Raw genomic sequence first — 13,485 nt, forward strand, 5'->3', positions numbered from 1 at the left:
ACCAACACCCCCGAACCCCCCACCACCGGACCCGACGACACCCCCGAACCACTCACCACCACACCAGCAACCACCAAAGCCGAGACCGTCACCGGAGCAGAAACACGCATACGGCCACACCCAATCCCTCGACGTCGTCCGTGTCTCGGGACGGATGTATCCGCACGAGAGACAGCGGAGTCCTCCTTGCCGGGCCGCATTCTCGACCCCGGTTCACTCGACAAGCGAAGTGAACGTCCAATAACATACGGTACACAATGCCGAGCAAATCAGCAGGTGAGTTACGAAAACTCGCGATAACTTATCGGCCGCGCGGCAACCTGGTATCCAGGGTACCGGTCTCCGCGGCGATACGCCGTGACTCAGCCTCGACCGGCTGGACCACTGTTGACATGTGGGCGTAGACCCTTGGCGCACACTGCATGACGACCAGGTCCGGCAACGAACAATCGCGGGAACCAGTAACCGATCGACGAAGCCGAGAGCATTCCACCGCGGGCGCCGAGACACGCTTCGGTCCCGGGTCTTTCACGGGACCGGCGGCTATGGACCGCCGAAAGTCTTCGGCCGCAATCCGCTTCGCGGTCTCACGAACGCCGGGAGCGCTGCGGCTTGCGCGCGGCTTCCTCGATCACCTGGGCGCGCCGGTCGGCGGGCACCAGAGCGCGGATGTTCTCCCTGGAACCGATCATCAGTTTCTGCAGGATCGCCGCCATCTGGGCGTCCACGGTCTTGAAGGAGCTGCCGCGCCGCGCGGCGATCGCGGTGTTGGTCCAGCCCGCCGCGGCCAGAACGGCGACCTCCTGTTCGGCCGCCGACAGCTCCTGCCAGCGCGAGGGCCGCTCGCGCCGGACCGGATGGTCGACCGGTAGACGGTCCAGCGACAGGCTGCCCAGCGCCAGCTGTGCCACCTCGCCGAGCTCGGGCCGCAGCAGCGCACCCTCTCGCTCGGCCACGGCGAAGGCCGCCGCGCCGAGGATTTCGCGAGCAGTCGTGGCGGCGGCGTCTGTCTCGGTCGCGAACGGTCCGAGATTGGCGATGTCCACGCCGAGTTCGTGCCGCAGCGTCGCGGCACCTCCGACGAGACGGGCGATATCACGTGCCCATTCCGTCACGACGTCCGAGCGCTCGCCGGCCGCGTCGGTGATCAGGCGCGCCAGTGACCATGCGCGGACGTGAATGGCCCACACGGCGCCCCACCGATCGCGCATGGCCAGCTGATTGGTCAGCGTCGTACGCCCCACGGCCAGCGCATCGTTCGGGTCGCCGTGTTTGGTCAGCGCGATCGCCCAGGCCAGCTCGGCCCACGACTTGGCCCACCGCGCTCCGGACCGCTCCACGTTGTCCAAGTGCCGCCGGGCGATCTCCAGCGCCTGGGTCGCCGTGCCGAGGAACGCGGCGGCCAACGCCTCGAACAACTCGCTCATCGCGGCGCCACCACGGTCGCCCCGCGCGGCGAATTTCGTTCGGGCGCGGGCGAGGACGGCAATCGCGCGCACGTCGCGGCGTACCAGCATCAGTTCGCTGCCTCTGGTGAACTCGACCGCGGCGGGCAGATCGAGATCGCGTTCGGGGTGCTCGCGCCACCCGGACCGTGCGGCGGGGTCCGGCACGCAGATGGCGACGCACTCGTCGAGCATGCGCTCGGCGTCGCCGTGCACGCCCTGGCACATGCTGATCCACCCGATCATCGCCAGTGCCGCGATCTGCAACTCCACCGGCTGCGGGTCGAGGCTACGGCTGGCGGCGAGCGTGCGCTCAGCCCATCGGCGCGGTTCGCGCAACGAGCCGGTGAAGAACGGGCTGCGCAAAGCGATGAGCCCGACCGCGATCTCCAAACCGGCCGCGGCCTCCCCCGGCGTGCTGAGGCTGCCCTCGATGGCGCACAGCAGGTTGTCCCAGGCCGCCCGTGCCCAGTCCAGCAGATCCTGTTCGGACGGGCCGAACCACTCGGCCTGCGCGATGGCCACTTTGTCGCGGTAGTAGCGACGGTGCCGACGCGTCAATCGCGCGAATTCGGTGCCGCGTTCGCGCAGACGCTGCTGGGCGAACACCCGAACGCTCTCCAGCAGCGAATAGCGCACCGTGGTGGCGGTCAGGTGGACCGAGACCAGGGATTGGTCCGCCAGCCGCTCGAGCAGGTCCTCGATCTCGGCACGGGCCAGGCCGCCGGGGTGGTCGTCGGCGCAGACGGCTTCGATCGCCTCCAGCTCGGCGCCGACGTCGAGCCAGGGCAGGTCCGCGTCCTCGTGGTCGACGTCGTAACCGGCGGCGAACACCGATAACCGCTCGAACAGCAGCCGCTCCTTGTCCCGGCACAGGTCGTAGGACCACGCGATGACGTCGCGAATGCCCTGGTGCCGTGCGTCGGCCCCGACCCGGGGCCCATGCGACCAGCGCAGCCGCCGATCGCTCGCCTCCCCGCTGAGGTCACGCAGGATCATCGCCAGCGGCTGACGCAGCAGGCGCGCGGCGGCCAGCCGGATATACAGCGGGTGATTGTGCACATGCCTGCAGATCGCGGCGGCCAGCTCGACATCCCCGTCGGCGATGGCGTGCCCGGCCAGTTCCGCCCGTCCGCGGAACAAGGTGAGCGCCTGGTGTTTGGACAGCGCGGGCACCGGCACGAGTTGCTCGTCGACCCACCCGATCGCCTCGCGGCTGGTGGCCAGCACGGTGAGCCCGGGCGCGGCGTCGAGCAAGTCGGCGATCACCTGGCCCGCGCCGTCCAAGACGTGCTCGCAGTTGTCCATCACCAGGATCGTCTGCAGGGTGCGCCCCACCGCGTCACGGCGCCGCAGCGTGTCCAGCACCGCCTCCCACGCCGACCGTCCAGAGAAGTCGGCGTCGATCAGCGACCGCGCGACCTGCTCCTCCACCGCGGCCGCGTCGGCGCCGCGGGACAGCAGGGCCAGCCGCACCCAGTGCACCGGCACCCGTCGTGCCTTGTGGAACCGGTGCACGGCCTCCGCCGCCAGCCTGGTCTTGCCGATGCCGCCCGCGCCGATCAGGGTCACCAGGCGGGCCGCGCCGAGCAGCGACATCCCGATCTTCTCCAGCTCGCGTTCGCGGCCCACGAAATCGCTGGTGGCCGCGGGCGGGAGACCCGGACCCGACGCACGTCTTACCGACACAGCAGTGCAGCGTAGTCGGCTCGCGGGCCGGAACGCTCCGGGAAAGAGCAGGCGACAGGACGGTCATCAGCCCGTCGTGCTGCTTCGGTCCGGCAGGCCGCCACGTCTCTACCGATGTGCCGCACCCACCTATTCTTCGACGATTTCGCTATCGCCGCAGTCGATCTCACGACCGAAAGGACACCATGGTGGGACAGATACAGGTACTCGGAGCGGGCGAGTGCGGGCTACCCCTCGCCCATGGTCTCCTGCGCGGCGGTAGCTCGGTCACGCTGGTGACCGACCGCGACGCCGAAGCGGTACTCGCGGGGACGGTGACCAGCACGCAGGTCAAGTTCCCCCCGACGCTCGACCTCGAATCGGATGCCGGGCTCGGCTTCTGGCGGACGAGCGCGCCGAACATCGAGGGCATCCGGTTCACCATGGCGGTCGACCGCACGGCCGTGGCCACCTGGTCCGGACGCTTGCCCCGGCCCGCGCAGAGCGTGGACCAGCGGACCGTCTTCGCACGCTGGCTGAGCGAATTCCTGGCCGCGGGCGGCGACCTGCGCGTCGCCGACCCCTCGGTGACCGACGTCGACCGGGCCGCCGCTGACTACGACCTGACCGTGGTGACCCGCGCGTCACGCGAACTCGCCGCCTGTTTCCAGGACGATCCGGCGTGGACCGTGCCCGCCGCGCCCCAGCGGCGGCTCGCGGTGCTGTACCTCGACGGCGTCCAGCCCGATCCGCACCACCTCGGCACCTACACCGCGCTACCGGAGCACGGTGAGGTGATCTCCTATCCCGGACTCACCGGACGACCAGGCCAGGAACGCCGCTGCGAGATCATGCTTTTCGAGGCGCGGCCGGGTGGCGCACTCGACGTCTTCGACCAGCACGGCACGCCGGCGCAACGATTGTGGCAGGCCAAGCGGCTCATCGGCGAGCACCTGCCCGCCGAGATCGCCGAGCGGTATCGCGCCGCCGAGCTGACCGACGCCGGAGCGACGCTGGTCGGGGCCGTGACACCGGTCATGCGCAGGCCGGTCGGCACCCTGCCCTCGGGCAGGCCGGTGCTCGGCGGCGGCGACGTCGTCTGCCGGATGGACCCGGGCGGCGCGCAGGGTGCCAACAATGCCGTGCACTGCGCCATCCGCTATGCGGAGGCGATCCTGCACACGTCCGACGGGCCCTACGACCTGGACTGGATGGAGTGGGCGGCGGCGCCGTGGCTCACCGCCGTCGCACACCCCGCGGCGCGATGGACCGCGACCGTGCTCGACCCACCTCCGGCGATGCGGGAGCTGATGCTGGCCGCGCAGCACGATTCGACGCTGGCCGACGCGTTCGCCGCCACCTTCGCGCGGCCGTCGAATCTGGCGCGGTTCACGGCGGGCGCCCCCTCCTGAGTCGTCGCGGCGCCGGTGTCACGGTTGCCAGGGTGGGGTCTCAGGGAAGACGACCGGAAGCGCGGTCAGGGCTCGATGGAAAGGCCCTGGCCGCCAGGTCAATTCGTGCACCGGGACGGCGGGCCGCAGCTCCGGCAGCGCGTCCAGCAGCTGGTCGATCGCGTCCTGCCCGATCAGGTAGGCCGGGGTGCGGGCGGGACAGGCGTGTGGTCCGGCGCCCCACGCCAGATGCGACCGGTTGCCGCTGTGATTCTCGACGCTGATCGCTGGATCGTTGTTACACGCCGCGAAGCTGATGACGACCGGTTGATGAGCGGGCAGCCACACATTGTCGATCAGGATCGGCTGACGCGGGTAGGTGACGGAGAAGTTGGCCATCGGCGGGTCGGTGAACAGCACCTCGTCCAAGGCGTCGCGGGTGGACAGGCTCCCGCCCAGAACGTGGCCGCCGAAACGGTCGTCGGTCAGGATCAGCACGAGACTGTTGACGATCAGGTTCTGCAGCGGCTCGATGCCCGCACCGTAGAGCACGACGAGCTGGTGGATCACTTCCGCGTCGTCGAGGTCGGCCGGGTGCCGGAGCAGGCGGGTGGTGATGTCGTCGCCCGGTTCGGCGCGCTTGAGTTCGAGCAGCCGCAGCAGAGCGGCGCTGAGCATGCGATTGCCCGCTTCGGCGTCGACGCCGTCGAACACCGCGGCGGTCGCGGCGGCGACCTCCTTCCCGATCTCCGGTGGGCACCCCAGCAACGCGTTGATCGCCTCGAAGGCGAGTGGTAACGCGTACTGGGAGACCAGATCGGCGCTGCCTGTCGTGCAGAAGGTGTTGATCAGCGGGACGGCGATCCGCTCCACCGTGGCGTGCAGGTCGTGCAGGTCCACCGCGTTGATGGCCGCGGTGTTGGCCTCGCGGTACCGGGCATGCTCGGCGCCCGCGCTGCGCATCGCGTTGGGCCGCCATTCCAGCACCGGTAGCACCGGGCAGTCGGCGGGGACGTTCGCCTGCCAGGTGCGCGGATCGGCCGGGAAATGCTGCGGATCATGCAGGATTCGCACAGCGGTGCGATAACTGAGCACCAGCGTCGCGGGCACGCCGGGCGCCAACTCCACCGGCGCCAGCGAACCGTAGCGGGCCCGCATGTCCCGGTACGCCCGATGCGGATCGGCCGCGAACTCCGTGGAGTGCAGCGATACCCGCTCGACATCGGTGTCGATCGGCGAACCATGATGTGGGCCAGTAGCCTTCGTGGTCGGGACGAAATCTCGGGGCGTGGTCAACGCGCGACTCCCACGGTAGAAGCGGATCCGGCGATCGGGCGAACTGGTCGCGGACCGTCGAACGCCGCTGTCGTCCAGTCCTGCGGTGCACCAGCGCGACATGAGGTCCCGACCGCGGTGCTGATCGACACACAGGATGGTCACGTAGGTATGCGATTGGCATCGGTAGCAGCGGATGACGTGCGGTAATGGATCCAGGTCGAGGTGCGGCTCAACCGAATTCGGGTGACTTACCGGTTCGAAGGTGTGGACGCCGTTGGACGGTCAGTGGTGATGGGTGCCACCGTCATGTGCGCTACGTCCAGGGCTCCCGACGGTCACGCCGACGGAGCAATCCGCGTCCACAGCCCAATTCGTCTGCGATGCTGTCGATTCGCGGTGCGAAGCGCAGCTGGAGCACTGGCGCTGGTGCGAGTCCGTCGCCGCGAGTGAACCGCGGGCGGCCAGCTCGCATCGAAGGGAACACAAGCACTTCGGCGCGTACGGGCCTGGTGTATAACTTCCATCGGCCCGGTCGACTCCACCGACAAGCGATAGCGAGACACGATGCACGGTTACCTGAACCAGGTCTCCCACGGCACCACCCCCTCCGGCTATCCGACGCGCGAACCCGAAGTCCGCGCGGTCGAACCGCCGCGCAAGGCGGATCTGGTTGTCAGCGCGCTGCTGTGGTTCCTGCCCGCGGCGCTGGCCATGATGTCGGTCGCCCTCGCGCCGTGGTTCCTGATGGCCGGCGGCATCTGCGCGGCCAAGCCGGAGTGCCGGGTCGATACCAGCGCGGGCGTATGGATCATGGTGGGTGGCGGGGTTTTCGGATTCGCCGTCGGCGCGGCACTGTCCGCCACGGCGGCCAGGCACGGGCGTGCGCTTTTCCCCGGCGCGCTGGTCGGTGCGGTGTTGGTCCTGCTGGCGTGGTTCGCGGCCTCGTTCGTAATGGGCTGACCATCCCGGCAATCGTTCGCGCGGTCGCGGGCGCGCTGCCGCCCGGTGTCGCGCTCGACGCCGCGTGCGGCACCGGTCGGATCGCGACGGTCCTGGACGACTGCGGGCACCAGGTCATCGGCGTCGACAGTTCGCCGGAAATGCTCGCCCACGCGCGCGAACGTCTCCCACAAGCAGACTTCCGACTCGGGGAGCTGTACCGGTTACCGATCGGTGCCGACAGTATCGAAGTGGTGGTCTGCTCACTGGCCCTCACCCACGTGCCGGACCTGGCACCCGTCTTCGGCGAATTCGCGCGGGTGCTGCGCCCCGGTGGCCACCTGGTGATCGCGGATGTCCATCCCGAACAGGTCGCCCGCAGTCGAGTTCCCACGATCCGCCGTGCTGATGGAGTCGCTGCGCGGGTGCGCTCGTACCAGCACCGCACCGGCGATTACGTGCGAGCGGGTGTCGCCGCGGGCTTTGACATCCAGCGCTGCGACGAGCCCGTCGCTGCCTCGCCGCCTCGCGACCGAACCACCACCCCCGGCCCGTGGGAGACCTGGCCATGGTCACTCGAGCTCCTCGCACCGGAAGCAGCCCATGCCGCCAACACCGGCGTTCCGTCGATGGTCCTGTGGCACTGGCAATTGCCGGACCGCTGTTGAGGGGCGGGGCGAGAACGCATCCGCGCCTGGGTCACCGCGGCTGGCGCGGTGGCCCATTCGCCAGAATCGGCGCGGGTCGTTTGCCACCATAGAGGGGTGGGCCAGATCCGGATCGGCACGTCAGGATGGGTATATCCGCCCTGGCGGGGGACGTTCTATCCCCCGGACGTGCGGCACAAGCGCGAGCTGGCCTATCTGGCGGAGCGACTCGACAGCGTCGAGATCAACGGCTCGTTCTATTCACTGCAACGTCCGTCCAGCTATCGCAACTGGGCGGAGCAGACCCCAGATGACTTCGTGTTCGCGGTGAAGGGCAGTCGCTTCATCACCCACATGAAAAGGCTGCGGGACGGAGACGAGCCGCTGGCGAACTTCCTCGCATCCGGCCCGCTGGCGCTGGGGCCCAAGCTCGGTCCGATGCTGTGGCAACTGCCACCGACCTTCCCCTTCGACGCGGACGTGCTCGACGCCTTCCTCTCCCGGCTCCCCCGCAGCACCGAGGAGGCCGCCGAGATCGCGCGACGGCACGACCACCGCGTCCATCCCGCACACACCAGCACCGATGCCGACCGGCCGATGCGGCACGCGCTGGAGATCCGGCACACCAGCTTCCTGACTCCGGCGTTCACGGAACTGCTCACCCGCCACGGTGTGGCGCTCGTCGTCGCCGACGCGGCGGGCAAGTATCCACTGCTCGAGGAAATCACCGCTGATTTCGTCTATGTCCGGTTGCACGGGCACGACGAGCTCTACGTCAGCGGCTACACCGACGACGGCCTGGACATGTGGGCGGAGAAGATCCGCTCTTGGGCTCGATCCGGGGATGTGTACACCTATTTCGACAACGACGCGAAGGTTATGGCGCCTCGCGACGCCATCGCGTTGCGGGCGCGGCTGACGTAAACGGTCGTGCGGAAACGCCTCGGCTCGGTGGCCAACCGCCGCGCTCAACGTCGACCGTCGCCTGACCGGGACCGGCCCCGCGCCGGTGACTACGCCGACTGGCGCAGTGGGTGCAGGGCAGCGAGCGCGCGCAGTGCGTCGGCGCGCGAAATGGGCTGGTCGTTTTCCAGGGCGGCCAGTTCCAGCTCGATCCAGTCCCGAATGAGCGCGGACATGGTCACGTTGCGCTGCTCGGCGGCCTTCTTGACCCGCTGGTGTAGGTCGAGCGGAATGCGCAGCGAGGTGGTGACGGTGACCGTGTCCTCGGCGCGCAGCGGCGGCGGCAACTCGGCCGGATCCACGGGCGCGTCGGTGTATTCGAGGCCGGAGAGGAAGTCCTGGACGTCCTTCGGATTCGTCGGGTAGTCAGTCATCAGCGTGCTCCCAGCGCTCGAGTTCGGCCATCTGGGACTCGGTCATCTCGACCGCGCCCAGGATGTCCCACTGCCAGCCTTCGGTGCGGCGGACAGCGACGATGAGTGGCCGGCCGGCCTCGGTGCGGCCCCACACCGTCAGGACCGACAGCTCGTTCCGGCCACGCGCCTGCCGAGGCCATCGGCGGGCACCCATGAGCACCTGCAGCACTTCGCGAGGGTCGATCCCCACCAGCGACAACAGTGCCCACTCGGGCCAGTTATAACCCACGATCAGCGATAATACAAGTGTATTGCATGCGGGCTCACCGTGCTCGCGCGCGGGAAAGGTTCCAGCTCTGCCAGGTGTCCGCGTCGAGATCGGCGCGCAGCCGGGTGCGCAGTTCGGTCCGCAGCGGCTCGGGAAGCCGCTCGGTCGCGGGCAGGATGTCGGGCGAGAGGGTGCCCAAATAGTCGGTATCCAACGACTTCCCCTGTTGCCAGCGGTCGATGTTCTGTTCGGCGATCAACCGTTCCGGGTCGAGGACGGCGACCGAGAGCAGCGTCGCCATGGCCGTACCGAGCACGGCGCGCGGCAGCCAGGCTCGCCGCAACCGCACGACGGCGACCACGAGCAGGAGATAGACCAGGCCGAGCCACAGCTCACAGACCTCGACCAGCAGACGCAGCACCGTGAAGCCGTAGGCCCGCTGGTAGGTCCACATCCGGCCGAGCGCCGAGGCGACGATGATCAATGCGAGCACGCTCACCGCCGTGAGCAGGCCACGCAGCCACATGCGGTCGGCGGCGGTGTCCTGTGCCGCCCAGCGCAGCACGATCATGAGCACCGCGAGGGTGAGGACAGTGACGGCGGCGAGTTGCCAGAACCCGGTGCGCGCGTACTCGGCGTAGGTCAGGCCCGCGGTGCGCTGAACGTATCCGTCGCCGCCGAAGAGCACGACGAACTGGGTGCCGACGAACGCCGCGAAGAGAATCGCGAGCGCGCCGACCGGCAGTGCCCAGTCGGTCCGGCGCAGACCTCGTCGCCGGGCGGTCGAGGTGGCGGGCAGCGGTGGACCGGCGAGCACCGACATCGCGCCGAGTGCGCCGAGGGCGGCCAGTACGAACAACACGATCCACCGCACCACCGCGGGAGCATCGAGATCCGGCGTGACGCTCTGGATCAGGCCGGCGAAGATCGCGTCCGCGCTGCCGAGCAGCGGCACGAACACCGCGAGCAGCGCGACGGTGACCGCCGCCGACAGTACGAGCCGCCACCTGCGGGTCGCATCCTCGCCGCGTGCCCGTTCCGTACCCGCATACACCCAGGGCACCGCCGCCAATGCCTCGAGCGGTACCGCGAGCATGTCGTAGAGGATGCCGTTCGCCGATCGGCGTCCGACGACAGCCAGCGAACCCGCGAGGCCAGCCGCCACGACGCACAGCGCGAACAGCCATCCCGCGGCGCGGAATGCGCCGACCGCGAGCAGGGCAAGCGTGAGGCTTGCCCACCACAGCCGTCCCAGGTGCCGCCTGCGGTGAATGAAACCCGTTGTCGCTGTCGTCTGTTCGTCCGTTGATGCCGGGCGGGATTCTCCGTCCGCTGACGCGCCGGACATCACACGGCGCACCCCCCGGCGCGCATTGCGGTCGACGAGAAAGACCGCCGCCGCGGCGGTGGCGGCGGCGATCACCCAGCCGATGCCGGGCCGGTCCCACCGGATCAGGATCGCGGCGGCCGATCCGGAGATCAACGCGGCGGGCACCACGCCCGGCGGACACACGACACGTCGCCACTTGGGCACGCGGTTTCGTGGCATCGGCACGGCCGCCGACGTCCGGGGCGGCGCCGGACTGCTGTCCCCCTGCTCCGCCGACGCCTGCCCTCCCTGCCCGTCCGGCGCGCCCGGCGCGCCCGGCGCGCCCGGCGCACCCGGTGCGGCTGGAGCGCTGGGCGCTGACGCACGCCGAGCTGACGCGTCTCGGTCGAGTTCCACGGTGGACTCCGCGGACTCACCCGCCACAGCACCGGATTCTCCGGTCGTCGGCCCCGGCGGCGACGGTTCGGTCGACGACGCGGATTCGGTTCCTTCGGGCATGGCAGTTCCCTTCTGTAGGCGTGCGTAATCGTCCCGGGGTCCCGTGGGTCCGGGTCGGGTGGCGTGGCAGGTCAGCGCTCGGGCAGAACCACTCGGATGCGCGAGCCGGGGTCGGCGACGGCGATGGTGCCGCCGTGCAGGTCGACCACCCAGCGCGAGATGGCGAGGCCGAGCCCGGTGCCGCCGCCCGCGGTGCGGCCTCCCCTGGTGAACCGGTCGAAGACGCTGGCGCGTTCGGCGGGCGGGATGCCAGGGCCGTCGTCCTCGACATCGATGACGACCTCGCCCTGCGCAACACGAACGGCGATGCGGACTTCACCTCCGGCGGGTCCGTGCCGCGCGGCATTGTCGAGCAGGTTGAGCAGCACCTGATGCAATCGCGCACGGTCGGCGTATATGCGGGCGGTGCCGGGTAGGACGTCGGTGCGGAATCGAACGCCGCGCCCGAGCGCGGCCGTCATGACTTCGGCCTCGGCGACGACGTCCGCCAGCAGCGGCGCAACCGGCAGCTCTTCGCGATCGAGCGGGAAGGCGCCCGCTTCGATGCTGGAGAGGTCGAGGAGTTCGGATACCAGCAGCGTCAGCCGCTCGGTCTGGGCCAGCGCGGTGCGCAAGGTCGCCGGGTCGGGTTGTGCGACGCCATCGACCAGGTTCTCCAGTACCGCATGTAAAGCGGTGATGGGCGTGCGCAATTCGTGCGAGACATTCGCTACGAGGTCGCGGCGTTGCTGGTCGGCCGTGGCCAGATCGGCGGCCATCTGGTTGAACGCCTCGGCCAATTGCCCGACTTCGTCACGGGAACTCGCCCGGACCCGGTGGGTGTAATCACCGTGCGCCATCCGTTTGGCTGCCGCGGTCATCTCCCGTAGCGGCCTGGTGATGCCATGCGCGAGAACCTGCGAGGTCGCCAGCGCGATCACCATCGCGGTGAGCGTGGTGCGCGGCGGCAACCAGCCGATCTTGAACCGGAAGAAACCGAACGCGACCCCGCCGGAACACAACATGAGGATCGCCAGTTTCAGCTTGATCGACTTGACCGGGTCCAGCGGCCGCGGCAACAACTCGGCCAGACGGTCGCTCGTCCGGCGCACCCATCGTCGCGCGGCGGGCATCCCCGGGCCGCTCTGTTCCGCCCGCCGGATCCTGTCGTTCATTTCGGCGAACCGCCCACCGCGGGCGGCCATCGGGTCCTGCCTGGACTCGGCGCTCATCGGGCCTCCAGCGCGTACCCGACACCACGCACGGTGCGGATGAGGTCGGCGCCGAGCTTGCGCCGCAAAGCTTTGATGTGGCTGTCGACCGCGCGGGTACCTGCGGCGTCGGCCCAGTCCCATACGTCTTCGAGCAGACGCTCACGCGCGAGTACCGTGCGCGGGCGTCGGGCCAGGCGCGCGAGCAGATCGAACTCGAGCGGCGTCAGTTGCGCCTCGACGTCGGCGCGCCACACCCGGCGCTGGTCGACGTCGATGCGCAGGTCCCCGACCAGAATCGTCGCGCCGTCGGGGTCGGCGGCACGCTCCATCCGACGCAGCAGCGCGTGCACTCGCGCGGCGAGCACGCGGAGCGAGAACGGTTTGGTGAGGTAGTCATCGGCACCGACACCCAGACCGATCAGCTGGTCGGTTTCATCGGCGCGCGCGGTGAGCATGAGCACGGGAATCGGGCGGCGCGCCTGAATGCGCCGGCACACTTCCAGGCCGTCGAACCCGGGCAGCATGACGTCGAGCACCACCAGGTCGGGTCCGGCGGCCGCGACGGCGGCGACGGCGGAAGGGCCGTCGTGCGCCAGATCGACCGTGAATCCTTCGGCCCGCAGTCGCGCCGCGACCGACTGCGCGATGGTGATTTCGTCGTCCACCACCAGGATCCGCCGCGCAGTCGGCTGCGGAGCGGTCGCCGTGCTCTGTTCCATGCACCGAACCCTAGCCACCGGCCGTGGAGGAATCCGTCGGCAATTGTGGAGATTTCGTGTGCACCCGTCCGGCGGCGGACGCGCTCACGGCGGGGACCAGGGCCGCTTGTCGATCCGTTCGATGTCGGGCCGCCAGACCGATTCGGGCTCCGTCGCCCCCGAGCCCGCGATGGCGCACAACTGAGGAGGGTTCGCGGGCACCGGCGTCAGGCGAACAGGCGCGCGACGAACGGCGTGCTGTCGGGCAAGGACGTGGCCATCGTCGCGCTGTGATCCTTGCCCGGATACACGTGGACCTCGGGCCGGACGCCGTGCAGTTCGAGATCGGAGACCAGTTTCGCGGTCAGGGGCGGCGTAACCCTGCCGCATCCAGTGCGCCAGGTAGTCCAGGTCGCGCTTGCTGCGTCCGGCGGTGGAAGGAGCGCATTCGTCGCCGAGGCCGACCGTCCCGTGCTCCCAGGACAACACCGGCCAGCCACCGCTGGGCGCGGTACCGGCGGGAATGAAGACGGCGCCGGTGGACAGGGCGGGCCGATCGTCGGAGGTGCGGGTCCAGTACGTCACACGCCGAGCCGTGCCGCTACCCACGATCCAGAGCTGTTCCGGCAGCGCCACGCTGTGCAGCACCGTGCCGGGCGTTTCGGTCTGCGCGACCGGATCGGCTGCGGCAAGCCCCGTCGAGGGCGCCAGGGCCAGCAGTGCCGCCGCGGCCATAGTGATTCCTGCGCGTCGCATCGACATGAGCGCCCGCCTCCCGGTCTTGGTGTCTCAACGAGACACACGAGCAAAC

The 13,485-nt window shown here is 69.6% G+C and carries 12 protein-coding genes; 4 read left to right on the top strand and 8 right to left on the bottom strand.

What is annotated here, in order from left to right; all coding sequences use genetic code 11:
- Positions 1-587: 587 nt before the first annotated feature.
- The gene (locus ACWPXK_RS13490; RefSeq protein ID WP_454196458.1) at positions 588-3,134 is read right to left on the bottom strand and encodes a helix-turn-helix transcriptional regulator; all 2,547 of its coding nucleotides are present in this window, start codon (positions 3,132-3,134) and stop codon (positions 588-590) included.
- A gap of 188 nt (positions 3,135-3,322) precedes the next feature.
- Between ACWPXK_RS13490 and ACWPXK_RS13495 the strand changes: the two genes are divergently transcribed.
- The gene (locus tag ACWPXK_RS13495; protein ID WP_454196459.1) at positions 3,323-4,525 is read left to right on the top strand and encodes a styrene monooxygenase/indole monooxygenase family protein; all 1,203 of its coding nucleotides are present in this window, start codon (positions 3,323-3,325) and stop codon (positions 4,523-4,525) included.
- An 18-nt stretch (positions 4,526-4,543) separates the two neighbouring features.
- Here the strand turns inward: ACWPXK_RS13495 and ACWPXK_RS13500 are convergent, their stop codons facing one another.
- Complete coding sequence (locus ACWPXK_RS13500; RefSeq protein ID WP_454196460.1) at positions 4,544-5,800, bottom strand: cytochrome P450; 1,257 nt, start codon at positions 5,798-5,800, stop codon at positions 4,544-4,546.
- Between the two features lie 546 nt (positions 5,801-6,346).
- Between ACWPXK_RS13500 and ACWPXK_RS13505 the strand changes: the two genes are divergently transcribed.
- From ACWPXK_RS13505 to ACWPXK_RS13515, 3 genes are all read left to right on the top strand, one after another.
- Entirely contained in the window at positions 6,347-6,742 is a 396-nt protein-coding gene (locus tag ACWPXK_RS13505) for a hypothetical protein (protein WP_454196461.1), read from the top strand.
- The gene (locus tag ACWPXK_RS13510; protein WP_454196462.1) at positions 6,712-7,389 is read left to right on the top strand and encodes a class I SAM-dependent methyltransferase; all 678 of its coding nucleotides are present in this window, start codon (positions 6,712-6,714) and stop codon (positions 7,387-7,389) included. Before ACWPXK_RS13505 ends, ACWPXK_RS13510 begins: the two co-directional genes overlap by 31 nt.
- 96 nt (positions 7,390-7,485) lie before the next feature.
- Positions 7,486-8,292 (top strand): DUF72 domain-containing protein, encoded by an 807-nt coding sequence (locus ACWPXK_RS13515; protein WP_454196463.1) that lies wholly within the window; start codon positions 7,486-7,488, stop codon positions 8,290-8,292.
- 89 nt (positions 8,293-8,381) lie between these two features.
- Here the strand turns inward: ACWPXK_RS13515 and ACWPXK_RS13520 are convergent, their stop codons facing one another.
- From ACWPXK_RS13520 to ACWPXK_RS13545, 6 genes are all read right to left on the bottom strand, one after another.
- On the bottom strand, positions 8,382-8,705 hold the full coding sequence (locus tag ACWPXK_RS13520; protein WP_195152412.1) for a ribbon-helix-helix domain-containing protein: 324 nt from the start codon (positions 8,703-8,705) through the stop codon (positions 8,382-8,384).
- Positions 8,698-8,976, bottom strand: a complete 279-nt coding sequence (locus ACWPXK_RS13525; RefSeq protein ID WP_454196464.1) for a hypothetical protein — start codon at positions 8,974-8,976, stop codon at positions 8,698-8,700. Before ACWPXK_RS13525 ends, ACWPXK_RS13520 begins: the two co-directional genes overlap by 8 nt.
- Positions 8,977-9,010: 34 nt before the next feature.
- A complete protein-coding gene (locus ACWPXK_RS13530) occupies positions 9,011-10,783 on the bottom strand; it encodes a DUF4153 domain-containing protein (RefSeq protein ID WP_454196465.1) in 1,773 nt (590 codons plus the stop codon).
- A gap of 71 nt (positions 10,784-10,854) precedes the next feature.
- Complete coding sequence (locus ACWPXK_RS13535) at positions 10,855-11,895, bottom strand: HAMP domain-containing sensor histidine kinase (protein ID WP_454197028.1); 1,041 nt, start codon at positions 11,893-11,895, stop codon at positions 10,855-10,857.
- 95 nt (positions 11,896-11,990) lie between these two features.
- Entirely contained in the window at positions 11,991-12,695 is a 705-nt protein-coding gene (locus ACWPXK_RS13540; protein ID WP_454196466.1) for a response regulator, read from the bottom strand.
- An 84-nt stretch (positions 12,696-12,779) separates the two neighbouring features.
- Complete coding sequence (locus ACWPXK_RS13545; protein WP_454196467.1) at positions 12,780-13,436, bottom strand: hypothetical protein; 657 nt, start codon at positions 13,434-13,436, stop codon at positions 12,780-12,782.
- Positions 13,437-13,485: the final 49 nt, after the last annotated feature.

It is taken from the genome of Nocardia sp. Marseille-Q1738, assembly GCF_965283145.1.

Coding starts and splice junctions, on each gene's coding strand:
- ACWPXK_RS13505 (WP_454196461.1), top strand. CDS start 6,347: ATGCACGGTTACCTGAACCAGGTCTCCCACGGCACCACCCCCTCCGGC.
- ACWPXK_RS13520 (WP_195152412.1), bottom strand. CDS start 8,705: ATGACTGACTACCCGACGAATCCGAAGGACGTCCAGGACTTCCTCTCC.
- ACWPXK_RS13530 (WP_454196465.1), bottom strand. CDS start 10,783: ATGCCCGAAGGAACCGAATCCGCGTCGTCGACCGAACCGTCGCCGCCG.
- ACWPXK_RS13535 (WP_454197028.1), bottom strand. CDS start 11,895: ATGCCCGCCGCGCGACGATGGGTGCGCCGGACGAGCGACCGTCTGGCC.
- ACWPXK_RS13540 (WP_454196466.1), bottom strand. CDS start 12,695: ATGGAACAGAGCACGGCGACCGCTCCGCAGCCGACTGCGCGGCGGATC.
- ACWPXK_RS13545 (WP_454196467.1), bottom strand. CDS start 13,436: ATGTCGATGCGACGCGCAGGAATCACTATGGCCGCGGCGGCACTGCTG.